This window comes from Micromonospora rubida (genome assembly GCF_009908295.1).
In the GTDB taxonomy this organism is placed as follows: Bacteria; Actinomycetota; Actinomycetes; order Mycobacteriales; family Micromonosporaceae; genus Micromonospora; species Micromonospora rubida.
On sequence record NZ_JAAALO010000003.1, the window covers coordinates 924361 to 939277 of the forward strand.

Consider the following 14917-nt stretch of genomic DNA (forward strand, 5'->3'; position numbering starts at 1 on the left):
AACTGGCGTCTGATCGCTCATAGGCGCTTCCCTCGGCGCGCACGGCTGCCACCTCGACCGGGAGCGCGGGTGCTCGTACTGCTGATCCTCCACCTCGTGGCGGCGCTCGTCGCGCCGCTGCTGGTCCGGTGGTGGGGGCCGCGGGCCTGCTATCCGCTGGCGCTCGCGCCGGCCGCCGCGTTCGGCTGGGCGCTGGCCCGCACGCCTGCGGTGCGCGACGGCGGCGCGGTGGTCGAGACGTACCCCTGGGTGCCGCAGCTACGGCTGGAGCTGGCCTTCCGGATGACCACCCTGTCCTGGCTGATGACCCTGCTCGTCGGCGGCGTGGGGGCGCTGGTGCTGGTCTACAGCGCCCGGTACTTCTCCGCCGGGTCGGTGGGGCTGGCCCGGTTCGCCGCCGTGCTGGTCGCGTTCGCCGGCGCGATGCTCGGCCTGGTGCTCTCCGACGACCTGCTGCTGCTCTACGTCTGCTGGGAGCTGACCACGATCTTCTCGTACCTGCTGATCGGGCACAGCACCGAGCGGCGGCCCAGCCGCTGGGCCGCCGCCCAGGCGCTCATGGTGACCACCCTCGGCGGGCTGGCCATGCTGATCGGGTTCCTGATGCTCGGCCGGCACGCCGACGGGTACCGCTGGTCCACCATCGCGGCGGCCGACCTGCCGCACGGCGGCTACCTGGCCACGGCCGTGCTGCTGGTGCTGGCCGGGGCGCTGACCAAGTCGGCGGTGCTGCCGTTCAGCTCCTGGCTGCCGGCGGCGATGGCCGCCCCCACACCGGTCAGCGCGTACCTGCACGCGGCGGCGATGGTGAAGGCCGGCGTCTACCTGCTCGGGCTGCTCGCCCCGGTGCTCGCGGCGGCCGGGCCGTGGCGCCCCGTGGTGATCACCGCCGGGCTGCTCACCATGCTGGCCGGCGGGTGGGCGGCGCTGCGCCAGACCGACCTGAAGCTACTGCTGGCGTACGGCACGGTCAGCCAGCTCGGACTGCTCACCGTGGTCCTCGGGGCGGGCACCCCGCAGGCCGCGCTGGCCGGCACGGCCATGCTGTTCGCCCACGCGCTGTTCAAGGCGGCGCTCTTCCTCGTCGTCGGCGCGATCGACCACACCACCGGCACCCGGGACCTGCGGGAGCTGTCCGGGCTGCGCCGGCACGCCCCCCTGCTGGCCACGGTCGGGACGCTCGCCGCGGCCTCGATGGCCGGGGTGCCCCCGCTGGTCGGCTTCGTCGCCAAGGAGGCCGTGCTCGCGGCGTTCACCGACCATCCGCTGGTCCTCGCCGGGCTGGTCGCCGGGACCGTGCTGACCGTCGCCTACAGCGCCCGCTTCGTCTGGGGCGCGTTCGCCGACCGGCCGCCCGTCGCGTCCGTCGAGCCGGACCCGGTCCCCGTCGCCATGCTGGGGCCGCCGGCACTGCTGGCCGTCGCCGGGCTCGTCGTCGGGCTGCTCGCCGGCCCGCTGGGTCGCCTGCTGCGCCCGTACGCCGAACTGCTCGGCCCGGTCGACGAGAGCCTCGCGCTGTGGCACGGCCCGACCGCCGCGCTCGGCCTCTCGGCCCTGGCCCTCGGCGGCGGCGCGGTGCTGTTCGCGCTGCGCGGCCCGCTCGCCCCCGTGGTGGCGCGGGTCCGCGCGCCGGTGGACGGCGCCCGGGGGTACGAGTGGCTGACCCACCAGTTCGACCGGCTCGCCATCAAGGTCACCAGCGGCACCCAGCGTGGATCCCTGCCCCAGTACCTCGGCACCATCCTGATCGTCCTGGTGGTCGTGCCCGGCGGGGCGATGCTGGCCGCGCGCCCCTGGCGGCAGGGGATCGTCTTCTGGGACAACCCGCTGCAACTGGTGGTGGGGCTGGTCATCGCGGTGGCCGCGCTGGTGGCCGTCGGCGCCCGCCGCCGGCTCACCGCGATGCTGCTGGTCGGGGTCACCGGCTACGGCATCGCGATGCTGTTCGTCCTGCACGGCGCGCCGGACCTGGCGCTGACCCAGTTCCTGGTGGAGAGCGCCACCATCGCGGTCTTCGTGCTGGTGCTGCGCCGGCTGCCCGAGCGGTTCTCCGCCCGTCCGCTGCGCCGCAGTCGCTGGGTACGCCGCTCGCTCGGCGTGGCCGTCGGCGTGGTGCTCGGCGGGTTCTCCCTGGTCGCGGCCGGGGCCCGGACCGCGCCGCCGATCTCGCTGGCCTTCCCGGACCTGGCGGTCGCCGCCGGGTACGGGCGCAACGTCGTCAACGTGACCCTGGTCGACATTCGGGCCTGGGACACCATGGGCGAGATCTCGGTGCTGGTGGTGGCCGCGACCGGGGTGGCCAGCCTGATCTTCGAGCGCTCCCGGATCGGTCCCCGCCCGCGCCGACCCCGACGCCCTGCGGCGCTCCGCCACCCGGGGCCGCAGCGGCCGGTCTGGCTGCGCGGCGGGCCGACCCTGCGGGAGCACCGCCGATCGATCGTCTTCGAGGTGGTCACCCGGCTGCTCTTCCACACCATCGTGCTGTTCTCCCTGTTCCTGCTCTTCTCCGGCCACAACGCGCCGGGCGGCGGCTTCTCCGGCGGCCTGGTGGCCAGCCTCGCCCTGGTCGTGCGCTACCTGGCCGGCGGCCGGTACGAGCTGGCCGAGGCGGCCCCGGTCTCCGCCGGCACGATCCTCGGCGCGGGCCTGGCGGTGTCGGTGGGCACCGGCGTGGCCGCCCTCGTCGCCGGCCGGTCCGTGCTGGAGAGCGTGAAGATCGACCTTGCGCTGCCCGGCGTCGGAGACCTCCACGTCGTCTCGTCGCTCCTCTTCGACGTCGGCGTCTATCTGATCGTGGTCGGCCTGATGCTGGACATCCTGCGCAGCCTCGGCGCGGAGATCGACCGGCACATCGAGGCGGCCGGCCAGCGCGAGGGCGGGCTGGGCGTCGACCCGAAGGGGAAGCGGCGGTGAACGAAACCGGGACGACCCTGGTGCTGGTGTTGGTCGTCGGCGTGCTCGCCGGCACCGGCGTCACCCTGCTGCTGGAGCGCAGCCTGACCCGCATCCTGCTCGGCATCATCCTGCTCGGCAACGGGGTGAACCTGCTGGTCCTGATCGGTGGCCGGTCCGGTGTGGCCCCGGTGGTCGGCACCGGCCCCGTCGACCGGATGAGCGACCCGCTGACGCAGGCGATGGTGCTCACCGCCATCGTGATCACCTTCGGGCTCACCGCGTTCCTGCTCGCGGTCGCGTACCGCAGCTGGTATCTGGACGGCAACGACGAGGTGCAGGACGACCTGGAGGACCGCCAGGTCGCCGAGCTGGCCGCCCGCAGGGAGCTGCCCGCGCCCGACCTCGGCGGCGAAGGGCCGGACGGCGACCCGGAGCAGGTCGCCCCGGAGCCGCACCTGCGCCGCCTGCGGCGGACGGAGGAGCCGTGACGGGTCACCAGGCGCTCGTGCCGCTGCCGGTGGTGGTGCCCCTGTTGGGCGCCGCGCTCACCCTGCTGCTGGCGAACCGGCCCCGGCTGCAACGCGACGTCAGCGTGGTCGGGCTGAGCACCAGCCTGGTGGTCGCCGTGGTGCTGCTGGTCGAGGCGTACCGGCACGGGCCGGTGGTGGTGCGGATCGGCGGATGGCCCCCACCCGTGGGGATCGTGCTGGTGGCCGACCAGCTCGCCGCGCTGATGGTGGTGGTCTCCTCGGCGGTCACGCTGTGCGTGCTGCTCTACTCGATCGGCCAGGGGCAGGGGGAGACCGGCGAGTCGGCCCCGTTGGCCATCTACCACCCCACCTACCTGGTGCTCACCGCCGGCGTGACCAACGCGTTCCTCGCCGGCGACCTGTTCAACCTCTTCGTCGGCTTCGAGATCCTGCTGGCCGCGAGCTTCGTGCTGATCACGCTCGGCGGCACGGAGGCCCGGATCCGGACCGGGTCGATGTACGTGGTGGTCAGCATCCTGTCCTCGATGATCTTCCTGGCCGGGGTGGGCCTGGTGTACGCGGCCACCGGCACCCTCAACATGGCCCAGCTCGCCCAGCGGCTCGACGCGCTGCCGGACAACGTACGGCTCTGCCTCCAGCTCATGCTGCTGCTGGCGTTCGGGATCAAGGCGGCGGTGTTCCCGCTGTCGGCCTGGCTGCCGGACAGCTACCCGACCGCGCCCGCGCCGGTCACCGCGGTCTTCGCCGGCCTGCTCACCAAGGTCGGCGTGTACGCGATCATCCGCACCGAGACCCTGCTCTTCCCCGGTGGTCAGGTCTCCGGGCTGCTGATGGTGGTGGCCGGGCTGACCATGGTGGTCGGCATCCTCGGCGCGGTCGCCCAGTCGGACATCAAGCGGATCTTCTCGTTCACGCTGGTCAGCCACATCGGCTACATGATCTTCGGGGTGGCGCTGAGCACCGTCGCCGGGCTGGCCGGGGCGATCTTCTACGTGGCGCACCACATCACCATCCAGACCACGCTGTTCCTGGTCGCCGGGCTGATCGAGGAGCGGGCCGGCAGCACCGACCTGCGCCGGCTCGGCGGGCTGGCCCGGGTCGCCCCGCTGCTCGCGGTGCTCTTCTTCGTGCCCGCGATGAACCTCGCCGGCATCCCGCCGTTCTCCGGGTTCCTCGGCAAGCTGGGCCTGCTCCAGGCCGGGGTGGCCATCGGCGGCCCGCTGCCCTGGGCGCTCGTCGCCGCCGGCACCGCCACCAGCCTGGTCACCCTCTACGCCGCGTCCCGGGTGTGGAGCATCGCGTTCTGGCGGGAGCCCCGGCTGGCCACCACCGAGCCGACGGTCCGGCTGCCCGCCCTGATGGTCGGCGCCACCGCCGCCCTGGTGGTGCTGGGGCTGGTGTTCACCGTCGCCGCCGGTCCGCTGTTCGGGGTCAGCACCGACGCGGCCACCGACCTGCGGGCCCGCACCCCGTACGTGCGGGCCGTGCTTCCCGGCGGCGCCCCGTGACCGGTGCCCGCAGCCCGGCCTCCCCCGACGACCCGCAGCCCCCGGGCGGGACGGCCCCCGGGGACGGGCGGGCGGCCCGGAGCCGGAACCGGGCCGTGCGGTGGCGGGACCGGCTGACGGCCCTCGCCTGGATGGTCGGGGTCTGGAACCTGCTCTGGGGCCGGCTCTCCTGGGGCAACCTGCTGGGCGGGCTGCTGGTCGGCCTGGCCGTGCTGGTGTTCTTCCCGCTGCCGCCGGTCACCTTCGGCGGCCGGCTGCGCCCCCGGGCGCTGCTCGTGCTGGCGGGCCGGTTCGTCACGGAACTGGTCAGCGCCAGCATCCACGTGGCCCGCGTCGCCGTGCAGCCCGGCTACCTGCCCCGGGGCGCCATCATCGCGGTACGCCTACGGGTGCGTACCGACCTGAACCTGGCGCTGACCGCAGAGGCGATCTCGCTGGTCCCCGGCACCCTGATCATCGATGTCGACCGGGAGCGCGGCCTGCTCTACGTGCACGTGCTCGACGTACGCGGCCCGGCGGACCTGCCCGAGAACCGGGACCGGGTCCTCGCCACCGAGGCCAGGATCGTCCGCGCGATCGGTTCCGCCACCGAACTCCGCCTGCTGGACACCCCCGCCCCGGACGTGCCCGCCCCCGCCGCCGCAGATCCCGACCCTCCCACCGACAGGGGGCAAGACCAGTGACCGTCCTGCTCGCCGCCGTGCTCACCGTGCTCTTCTCGGTGACCGCGCTGCTCGCGCTGACCCGGCTGTACCGAGGCCCCTCGCTGCTGGACCGCGTGGTCGCGGCCGACGTGCTGCTCAACACGATGGCCGGCGCGGTCGGGGCGGAGGCGGCGGTCAACCGGCACGCCACCACCCTGCCCGTGCTCGTGGTGCTGTCCCTGCTCGGCTTCGTCGGCGCGGTGGCCCTGGTCCGCTTCGCCGTCCGGGAGGAGTCGTGAGCGCGGGCACGGTCGCCGACTGGCTGGGTGCGGCCTGCCTGGTCGCCGGCGGGCTGCTCAGCCTCGCCGCCGGGATCGGCGTGCTGCGCTTCCCGGACGTGCTCGACCGGATGCACGCGGCCACCAAGCCGCAGGTGCTCGGCGTGCTGCTGCTGCTCGCCGGGGTGGCGTTGCGGCTGCGCACGACGTCCGACATCGGCATGATCGTCCTGGTCGCGGTCTTCCAGTTGGCCACCGCGCCGGTCGCCGCCCAGATGGTCGGCCGGGCCGCGTACCGCTCGGGTCGGGTCGACCGCTCCCTGCTTGACGTGGACGAACTCGCCGAGGAGCGGTGAGGGCGTCCCTCAGCGGGCACTCAGCCGCCGCCGATAAAATGGGCCACATGATCGACTCGTCTGCCCAGGAGGGCAGCAGTAGCCAGCCGGGTCGTGCCCGGCATCTTCCCGTCCCGACGGCCCCGGGAGCACTGAGCAACCCGTGCTGATCGTCGTAGGACTCGTCCTCATCATCGTTCTCACCGCCGCCACGGGTTACTTCGTGGCCCAGGAGTTCGGCTACGTCGCCGTGGACCGGGGGCGGCTCAAGCAGCTCGCCGACGACGGCGACCAGGCCGCCGCCCGGGCCCTTGAGGTGACCGGCCGGCTCTCCTTCATGCTCTCCGGCGCGCAGCTCGGCATCACGGTGACCGCCCTGCTGGTCGGCTACGCCGCCGAGCCCTACCTGGGCGCGGGGCTGGCCGAGCTGCTCGACGTGGCCGGGGTGTCCACCGGGGTCGCCCTGCCGCTGTCCGTCGCGCTGGCCCTGCTCATCGCGACCGTCGTGCAGATGGTCCTCGGCGAGCTGGCCCCGAAGAACCTGGCCATCGCCCGAGCCGAGCAACTGGCCCGGGCGTTGAGCCGGTCCACCCTGATGTACCTGAAGGTCGCCGGGCCGGTGATCACGCTCTTCGACAAGGCCGCCGTCCGGCTGCTGCGCCGGATCGGCATCGAGCCGATCGAGGAGCTGCCCAGCGGCGCCACCCCGAAGGACCTCGAACAGATCATCGCCGAGTCCCGGGAGGAGGGGCACCTGAACGCCGAGATGTCCGACCTGCTCGACCGGGGGCTCGACTTCCGGACGCTGACCGCCGGGGAGGCCATGGTGCCCCGGGTCGACGTGCACACCGTCCGGGCCCACGAGCCGCTGAGCCGGGTGGTGGAGCTGCTCGACACCGGGCACTCCCGGTTCCCCGTCCGCGGCACCGAGGGCGTCGACGACCTGGTCGGCGTCGTCGGCATCGCCGACGTGCTGGCCGTACCCCCGGCCGAGCGCGCGACCACCCCGGTCAGCGCGGTTGCCGGCCCCCCGCTGCTGGTGCCGGAGACACTGCCCCTGCCGACGGTGCTGGACCGGCTCCGGGTCGGGCACCGGCAGCTCGCCTGCGTGGTCGACGAGTACGGCGGCTTCGCCGGCGTGATCACGCTGGAGGACATCGCCGAGGAACTGGTCGGCCCGATCCGGGACGAGGACGATCCGCCGGATCGCGCCCCCGCCCGGCAGGACGACGGCTCCTGGGTGGTGCCGGCCCGCTGGCGGATCGACGAGGTCGCCGACAGCACCGGCATCGACCTGCCCGAGGCCCCCGAGTACGACACCCTCTCCGGGCTCGTCATGCGCGAGCTGGGCCGGGTGCCCGAGGTGGGCGACCGGCTGGAGATCGCCCTGATGGGCGACGGCGACGCCCAGACCGAGCGGCACGCCCTGGTCGAGGTGCTCGCGGTGGACCGGCACGTCGCCGACTCGGTGCGGCTCCGGCTCACCGAGGCCGTTGCCGGCGAGGCGGGCGGCCGGCGCGGCAAGGGGGAGGCGGCATGAGCCCGGGAGTGGCGCTCCTCGTCTCCGTGGTGCTGCTGGCGCTGAACGCGTTCTTCGTGGCCGCCGAGTTCGCGCTGGTGGCCAGCAAGCGGTACCGGCTGGAACAGGCCGTCGCCGGTGGCGGCGGCCGGGGGGCCCGCGCGGCCCTGGACGGCGTACGCGAGCTGTCCCTGATGCTGGCCGGCGCGCAGCTCGGCATCACGCTGTGCACGCTGGGCCTGGGCGCGCTGGCCGAGCCGGCGATCGAGGGCCTGCTCAGCCCGCTGCTGCACGCCGTGGGCCTGCCTGCGGCGGCCAGCCACATCGTCGCCCTGGTGTTCGCCCTGGCCCTGGTCACCTTCCTGCACCTGGTGGTCGGCGAGATGGCCCCGAAGTCCTGGGCGATCACCGACGCGGAGCGCTCGGCGACCCTGCTGGCGCTGCCGTTCCGGGCCTTCGCCCGGGTGGCCCGGCCGGTGTTGTCGCTGCTCAACGCCCTGACCAACGCGATCCTGCGGCTGGTCCGGGTCAACCCGCAGGATCAGCTCGCCCAGGTGCACGGCCCGGCCGAGCTGCGCATCCTGCTGGAACAGTCCCGCGAGCACGGGCTGCTCGGCGCCGAGCAGCACCAGTTGCTCACCAGCATGCTGGAGCTCCAGGGCACCACGGTCGCCCAGGTGATGGAGCCGTTCGAGCAGATCGTCACGGTCCGCCGGGACGACCCGGCGGAGCGGATCGAGCAGGTCTGCCGGGACAGCGGCCGGTCCCGGCTCGCGGTGCTGGACTCCGGCGGCGAGGTGTGCGGCCTGGTGCACGTCCGGGAGGCCGTGCGGGCCACCACCGCCGGCCGGGCGGCCACCGCCGGCGAGCTGATGAGCGCCGCGTTCACGCTGCCGGGAACGGCGTCGGTGACGGAGGCGGTGGCCGCGATGCAGGGCCAACAGGCCCAGCTCGCCCTGGTCCGCAACGGCGGCGGACCGACCCGCCCGATCGGCTTCGTGGCGCTGGAGGACCTGCTGGAGGAGGTCATCGGCGAGTTCGACGACGAGACCGACCCGGTGCCCCGGGGCCGCCGGCTGCGGTGAGGCCCGCCAGGGGCCGCCGGCTGGGTTGAGGCCCCGTCCGGGGCTGCCGCCTGAGCCTGAGGAGGACCGGGGCCGGTCCGGCGACCAGCCGGGCCGGCCCTCGGCGTCCGCGCTTGTCCCGCAGGACTGTCCGGCCGCCGACGGGGAAAGACCGTGCCACCACCGAGGGGGTACGGGGGGAGTGGCGTGGGGCTGACCGGGGTGTCGCCGGAGTCCGGGCGGACCGGGCTCGCGGTGCACACCACGCTGGCGAACCCGAGCACCCGCCCCGGGCTGCGGCTGCCCGGGCGGGTGACGCTGCACGCCGGCCGCGACGACGTACCCGTCCGGCGGCTCCGGCTCGGCCTGGTCACCCAGGTCGAGCCGGACGACCCGGGCGCCCCCCGCCGGCTCGTGCAGTTCCACCAGGTGTCGATCGCCGGGGCGTTCGTGGTGCCGGCCGGGCGGCGGCGGGCGGTCGACTTCGCGCTGCCGCTGCCCTGGGAGACCCCGGTCACGATCTTCGGCGGAGTGCCGCTGATGAGCCTGCGGATGGGCCTGCGCACCGAGGCGTCGGTCGACGTCGACCTGGAGCAGGGCGCGATGGTCCCGGTCTTCGTGCACCCCCTGCCGACCCAGCAGCACGTCCTAGCCGCCCTGGACGCGCTCGGGTTCAGCCTGCGCCAGGCCGGCCTGGTCGCCGACCGGCTGCCCGGGGTGGAGCAGGCGCTGCCGCTGCACCAGCGGCTCGGCTGGTGGGTCGCGCCGCTCTACGCCGGCCCGATCACCGAGCTGGAAGTGATCTTCGTGGCCAGCTCCGCAGGCCTGGAGGTGATCCTCTGGGCCGACCGTCGACTCTCCCTGGCCGGGGTCACCCACCAGAGCATCAGCCGGTTCCGGGTCTGGCATGCCGGCGCGGACCGGGCCGACTGGGTCGCCGTGGTGGACGGCTGGCTGCGCCACGCGATCAACCGGCACGCCGCGGCGGCGGCGCACGGCCACTGGTCGGCCCGGATCAGCGAGTCGGCGCACGTGAGCCGCCGGCCGGACCAGCCGGTCCGGCCGGGCTACGGCCTGGGTGGCACCGCCGGCGGCGCGGGCATCGGCGGTGGCGGGGGCGGCGGCGACGGCACCTGAGCCGGCGCGCTGCCCCCCGGGCTTCCTATACCGAGGCGGTGGCGAGCTTGATGCTGAAGCCGAGGAAGAGCGCGGCCACCCCGGTGGTCGCCCCGACGGCCAGCCTGCGTCGCTGGCGGAACTGGGCGGCCAGGTACGTCCCCGCGAAGATCAGCATCGTCAGGTACAGCACGCTGGCCGCCTGGGCGATCAGCCCGAGCAGCAGGAACGACAGCGCCGGCCAGGCGTACCCGGGGTCGACGAACTGGATGAAGAACGAGATGAAGAACAGGATCGCCTTCGGGTTGAGCAGGCTGATCACCAGCGCCCGCCGGAACGGGCTGCGCAGCTCCGCCGGCTCGGCGGCGTCGATCAGCCGCGGCGCGGCCGGGTCGTTGCGGCCCCGCCAGCGCCGCAACGCGCCGCGCAGCATCGCCAGCCCGACCCACCCCAGGTACGCCGCGCCGACGTACTTCACCACCAGGAACAGCGGCGGGTACGCCTGGAGCAGCGACGCCACCCCGGCGGCGGAGAGGATCATCAGCACCGAGTCGCCGACGAACACCCCGGCGGCGGCCCGATAGCCGGTCCGTACCCCGCGTTTGGCGGCGGTGGAGAGCACGAAGAGTGAGTTCGGGCCGGGGAGCAGGACGATCGCCACGGTCCCCAGCAGGTACGTCCAGATGTCGGTGATGCCCAGCATGCCCGACATCATTGCGCCGGGGCCCGCGCGGAGGAAAGCAATTCCCGCAGCACGGCCTGTGCGTTCGGCCACTCCTCGGCGATCATCGAATACTGGATGGTGTCCCGCCAGGAGCCGTCGGGTCGGATGCGGTGCCGGCGCAGCACCCCCTCCCGGGTGGCGCCCAGCCGCTCGATGGCCCGCTGCGAGCGCTCGTTGCGCAGGTCGGTGTGCCACACCACCCGCTCCGCGCCCAACTCCTCGAAGGCGCGGGTGAGCAGCAGCAGCTTCGCCTCGGTGTTGATCCCCGTCCGCCACCAGGGCCGACCCAGGTACGTGTACCCGATCGCCACCGCCCGCAGCGCCGGGTCGACGTCGTAGAAGGAGGTGGTGCCGATCACCGCCCCGGTGACCGCGCACCGCTGGACCCAGGGCACCCGGTCGCCCCGGTGGTGGGCCGCGAGCGCCGCCCGGATCAGCTCGGCCGTCCCGGCCGGATCGGCCGGCTGCGGGCTGCCCAGGTGCCGCCACACCTCCGGATCGGCGGTGGCGGCGTGCAGCTCGTCGGCGTGCGCGAGGTCCAGCGGTTCGAGCACGACGTGCGCGCCCCGCAGGGCCACCGGCTCCAGCCACGGTGACCGCTCGGCCCGCAGGTACGCCGGCACCGGCGCGGTCATCCCGGGCGCCGGCTCAAGTGGCCCGGCGGTCAGCGCCAGCGGCAGCACCCCGGCCCAGTGCGGCAGGTCCAGGTCGGTCTCGGCGTCGCGTACCCCGCCGGTGCGGGACCGGACGGACACCTCGCGCAGCGGCAGCGCCAGCACGGCCGTCTCGGCCAGCTCCCGGCGGCTCGGCGGCCGGCTGTCCGCGCTGCGCCCGGCGGCGACCTTCTCCACCAGGGCGGTCATCGCGGCGGCCTTCTCCCTGGCGTCGGTGACCAGGTGCGCGGTGCCGTGCGCGACCACCGACCGGTAGTTGGCGCTGTGGTGGAACTGCGAGCGGGCGTAGACCAGCCCGTCGAGCAGGGTCACCGCGACGCAGACCGGCAGGCCGTCGCCCCGGGCGGCGAGCAGCGGCCGGCTGCCGGTGGAGCCGTGCAGGTAGAGGGTGTCGTCGATCCGGACGTGCAGGGTGGGCAGCAGCCGGGGCCCGCCGTCCACGGTGAACCCGAGCACGCAGTGGTAAGCCTCGTCGAGCACCGCGTGCGCGGCGGCCCGGTCGTAGCTCATCCGGTCGGGGGTGCGGGTGGCGGTGGTCCGGGGCGTGGGTGGGTACATGCGACAGCCCGCCTTTGTTCTAGTACAATCCCAAAATTGTGCCAGCACAATATCAGGTGAGCGGCGGTACGGCCGCCGAGATCTCGGCCAGCGTGGAATCGGGCATCCGGTCCGGCGAGCTGCCGGCCGGGGCCGCGCTGCCGCCGGTGCGGGCCCTCGCCGCCGAACTGGCGGTCAGCCCGGCCACGGTCGCCCGCGCGTACCAGGAACTGCGCCAGCGCGGCCTGCTCGCCACCGCCGGCCGGCACGGCACCCGGGTGCGCCCCCGGCCGCCGGTGGCCACCCGCCGGGCGCTGCGCCCGAGCCCAGCCCTCGGCGCCCGCGACCTGTCCTGCGGCGAGCCCGACACCCGGCTGCTACCGCCGCTCGGCCCGCACCTCGCCGCCCTCGCCACCGAGTTCGCCGCCCCCGTCGGGTACGCCTCGGCCGGCGTCCTGCCCGAACTGGCCGACGCGGCCCGGGAGCGGCTCGCCGCCGACGGGGTGCCCGCCGACGAGGTCACCGTGACCGGGGGCGCGCTCGACGGCATCGAACGGCTGCTCGCCGCCCACCTGCGCCCCGGCGACGCGGTCGCCGTGGAGGACCCGGGCTGGGCCAACCTGCTGGACCTGATCGCCGCGCTCGGGCTGCGCCCCATCGGCGTCCCCGTGGACGACGACGGGCCGGTCGAGGCCGGGGTGCGGGCCGCCCTGGCCGCCGGGGCCCGGGCCCTGGTGGTGACCAGCCGGGCACAGAACCCGACCGGGGCGGCCGTCTCCGCCGACCGGGCCGCCGCGCTGCGCGCCCTGCTCGCCGGCCGCGACGACCTGCTGCTGATCGAGGACGACCACGCCGCCGAGCTGGCCCGGGTGCCGCTGCACCCGCTCGCCGGGGCCACCCCGACCTGGGCCTTCGTCCGGTCGGTCAGCAAGCCGTACGGCCCCGACCTGCGGCTCGCGGTGCTGGCCGGCGACGAGGCCACCGTGGCCCGGGTCGCCGGCCGGGCCCGGGTCGGCGCCGGCTGGGTCTCCACCGTGCTGCAACGCCTCGTGCTGGCGCTCTGGCGCGACCCGGCCACCGCCGCACTGGTGGACCGGGCCGGCGAGAGCTACGAACGCCGCCGGGGCGACCTGCTCGCTGCCCTGGCCGCCCACGGACTGACCGGCCACGGCCGCACCGGCATCAACGTCTGGCTCCCCGTGCCGGACGAGACCCGCGCCATCACCGCGTTGCGCGACGCCGGCTGGGCGGTGGCCCCTGGCGCGCTCTTCCGGATCGCCGCCGCCCCCGGCCTGCGGATCACGATCAGCTCACTCACCACCCCCACCCCCACCCCCACCCCCACCGCCCCCGCCCCCGCCACGCTTGCCGCCCCCGCCCCCGCCACGCTTGCCGCCACCGCCCCCGCCACGCTTGCCGCCCCCGACATCCCGGCGCTGGCCGCCGCGCTGGCGGCCGCCGCCCACCCCGCCCCCCCACCGGGCTTCACCGCCTAACCCACCCCACCCACCCCACCCACCCACCCCGTCCACCATGCACTTTCACGGAAAACGTGGCCATTCCGCGTCCCATGACCACTCTTTCCGTGAAAGCGAGGGGCGTTGGGCGGGGTGCCTGCGGGCGCGCGGGGAAAGCGAGGGGCGTTGGGCGGGGTGCCTGCGGGGGCGCGCGGGGAAAGCGAGGGGCGTTGGGCGGGGTGCCGGCGGGGGCGCGGGGACGGGGGTGCCGGCGGGGGCGCGGGGACGACGGGTAAGAAGATCGCCATGACCGACGAGACCGAGGCCGCGCCCGGGGCCCAGCAGTTCATCCCGCCGCAGGCCGACACCATCGACGAACTGCGCGCCGCCGCAGGCGGCTGCCGGGGCTGCGAGCTGTACCGGGACGCCACCCAGACCGTCTTCGGTCGCGGCGGCGAGGACGCCCGGGTGGTGCTGGTCGGCGAACAGCCCGGCGACATGGAGGACCAGAGAGGGCTACCGTTCGTCGGGCCGGCCGGCCGGCTGCTGCGCCGGGCGGTCGACGACGCCGGGCTCGACCCGAGCCAGCTCTACCTGACGAACGCCGTCAAGCACTTCCGTTTCGAGCTGCGCGGCAGGCGGCGCATCCACCAGACCCCGGACCGGGTGCACGTCACGGCGTGCCGGCCCTGGCTGGTGGCCGAGTTCGCCCGGCTGCGCCCGGAGGTCGTGGTGGTGCTCGGCGCGACGGCCGCGAAGGCGCTGCTCGGCCCCGCGTTCCGGGTCACCCGGCAGCGGGGCACGTTGATGCCGTGGCCAGCCTCGGCCCAGCGCCCGGAGGACTTCGCCCGGGTGCCGGTCGACTCCGCCGGGAAGGTGGCCGACGCCCCGGCGGCCCGGATGCTGGCCACCATCCACCCCTCGGCCGTGCTGCGCGCCGACGACCAGGACGCCGCGTACGCCGGCCTGGTCGCCGACCTCACCATCGCCGCCAACGCCCTCCCCACCTGACCAACCACCCCATCCACCCAGGCGGTCTCCAAGGTCGATCATGGACAGTTGCCGTTCTCGGGGACCGGTAGCTGTCCAAGATTCGGCCAACCGTCCATCCGGGATCGCCGACGGGCTGGGTGTCGCGGCGGCCATGACACGCGAGCGCGTCCGGGGCGTTCCGTTGATCCGGCTCGCCGCGCCCGTTCCATGCTGGCGGTACGCCTACGGGTGGTGCGCCGGGGCGCGCTGGTCGGCGGCGTGCTCCTCTTCGGTGTCCTGGCGGCGCTCGCCCCGGTCGTGGACGCCCCGCCACCGCCACCGCCAGCGGCTCGTCGCCGACGCCGAGGAACTGCGGGGGTCCGGTTCGGGCTGGTGCTGGCCGCCGTCCTCGCCGTCGGCGGGCTGGGCCTGACCCGGGCCGCCGGCGGAAAGCGGCGGCTGGTGCCGCTGGGGCGTGAGCGGTGCGTCCAGCCGAGGCCGGTCGGGGAAGCGGGGCGAAGCCGTACGTGGTGAAGCCGGCGGAGGCGCCCGTACGTCACCGAGCCGACCGCCGCCGCCCGGCGTGAGCGGTGGCCGCCCGGCTTCTGCCCCGGCGACCTGGTGACGGCGGTCGGAAGTTCGGCCTGCGGCAGACCCAGGTGCCGTCGTGGGCGGGGCTGCGCAAAGATGGGGCAGCCCAACC

The 14917-nt window shown here is 74.9% G+C and carries 14 protein-coding genes; 12 read left to right on the forward strand and 2 right to left on the reverse strand.

From position 1 onward, the window contains the following. Positions 1-69: 69 nt before the first annotated feature. The 9 genes from GVV04_RS13755 to GVV04_RS13795 all read left to right on the forward strand — a co-directional run bounded on the left by GVV04_RS13755 (position 70) and on the right by GVV04_RS13795 (position 9871). The gene (locus GVV04_RS13755) at positions 70-2913 is read left to right on the forward strand and encodes a Na+/H+ antiporter subunit A (protein WP_161688135.1); all 2844 of its coding nucleotides are present in this window, start codon (positions 70-72) and stop codon (positions 2911-2913) included. Continuing rightward, a complete protein-coding gene (locus GVV04_RS13760; protein WP_161688137.1) occupies positions 2910-3383 on the forward strand; it encodes a Na(+)/H(+) antiporter subunit C in 474 nt (157 codons plus the stop codon). The genes GVV04_RS13755 and GVV04_RS13760 overlap by 4 nt, the downstream gene beginning before the upstream one ends. Further along, positions 3380-4894 (forward strand): Na+/H+ antiporter subunit D, encoded by a 1515-nt coding sequence (locus tag GVV04_RS13765; protein ID WP_161688139.1) that lies wholly within the window; start codon positions 3380-3382, stop codon positions 4892-4894. Before GVV04_RS13760 ends, GVV04_RS13765 begins: the two co-directional genes overlap by 4 nt. Then, positions 4891-5577, forward strand: a complete 687-nt coding sequence (locus GVV04_RS13770; protein ID WP_161688141.1) for a Na+/H+ antiporter subunit E — start codon at positions 4891-4893, stop codon at positions 5575-5577. Before GVV04_RS13765 ends, GVV04_RS13770 begins: the two co-directional genes overlap by 4 nt. Then, a complete protein-coding gene (locus tag GVV04_RS13775; protein WP_161688143.1) occupies positions 5574-5837 on the forward strand; it encodes a monovalent cation/H+ antiporter complex subunit F in 264 nt (87 codons plus the stop codon). Before GVV04_RS13770 ends, GVV04_RS13775 begins: the two co-directional genes overlap by 4 nt. Further along, positions 5834-6172 (forward strand): monovalent cation/H(+) antiporter subunit G, encoded by a 339-nt coding sequence (gene mnhG, locus GVV04_RS13780; protein WP_161688145.1) that lies wholly within the window; start codon positions 5834-5836, stop codon positions 6170-6172. Before GVV04_RS13775 ends, mnhG begins: the two co-directional genes overlap by 4 nt. A gap of 142 nt (positions 6173-6314) precedes the next feature. Then, positions 6315-7691 (forward strand): hemolysin family protein, encoded by a 1377-nt coding sequence (locus GVV04_RS13785; RefSeq protein WP_161688147.1) that lies wholly within the window; start codon positions 6315-6317, stop codon positions 7689-7691. Further along, positions 7688-8755 (forward strand): hemolysin family protein, encoded by a 1068-nt coding sequence (locus tag GVV04_RS13790; protein WP_161688149.1) that lies wholly within the window; start codon positions 7688-7690, stop codon positions 8753-8755. The genes GVV04_RS13785 and GVV04_RS13790 overlap by 4 nt, the downstream gene beginning before the upstream one ends. A gap of 186 nt (positions 8756-8941) precedes the next feature. Continuing rightward, a complete protein-coding gene (locus GVV04_RS13795; protein ID WP_161688151.1) occupies positions 8942-9871 on the forward strand; it encodes a sporulation protein in 930 nt (309 codons plus the stop codon). 25 nt (positions 9872-9896) lie between these two features. Here the strand turns inward: GVV04_RS13795 and leuE are convergent, their stop codons facing one another. Together leuE and GVV04_RS13805 are read right to left on the reverse strand one after the other, a co-directional pair. Further along, positions 9897-10565 (reverse strand): leucine efflux protein LeuE, encoded by a 669-nt coding sequence (gene leuE, locus GVV04_RS13800; RefSeq protein WP_161688153.1) that lies wholly within the window; start codon positions 10563-10565, stop codon positions 9897-9899. Continuing rightward, a complete protein-coding gene (locus GVV04_RS13805) occupies positions 10562-11806 on the reverse strand; it encodes a bifunctional pyridoxamine 5'-phosphate oxidase family protein/GNAT family N-acetyltransferase (protein ID WP_161688155.1) in 1245 nt (414 codons plus the stop codon). Before GVV04_RS13805 ends, leuE begins: the two co-directional genes overlap by 4 nt. A gap of 38 nt (positions 11807-11844) precedes the next feature. On the opposite strand from GVV04_RS13805, the gene GVV04_RS13810 reads away from it, so the two are divergent. The 3 genes from GVV04_RS13810 (at position 11845) to GVV04_RS13820 (ending at position 14748) form a co-directional block, all read left to right on the forward strand. Then, positions 11845-13281 carry an aminotransferase class I/II-fold pyridoxal phosphate-dependent enzyme gene (locus tag GVV04_RS13810; protein WP_161688157.1) on the forward strand — a complete coding sequence of 479 codons (1437 nt, stop codon included), beginning with the start codon at positions 11845-11847 and terminating at the stop codon, positions 13279-13281. A gap of 267 nt (positions 13282-13548) precedes the next feature. After that, positions 13549-14253, forward strand: coding sequence for a UdgX family uracil-DNA binding protein (locus GVV04_RS13815; protein WP_161688159.1), 705 nt, complete (start codon positions 13549-13551; stop codon positions 14251-14253). Between the two features lie 189 nt (positions 14254-14442). Then, the gene (locus GVV04_RS13820; RefSeq protein ID WP_161688161.1) at positions 14443-14748 is read left to right on the forward strand and encodes a hypothetical protein; all 306 of its coding nucleotides are present in this window, start codon (positions 14443-14445) and stop codon (positions 14746-14748) included. Positions 14749-14917: the final 169 nt, after the last annotated feature.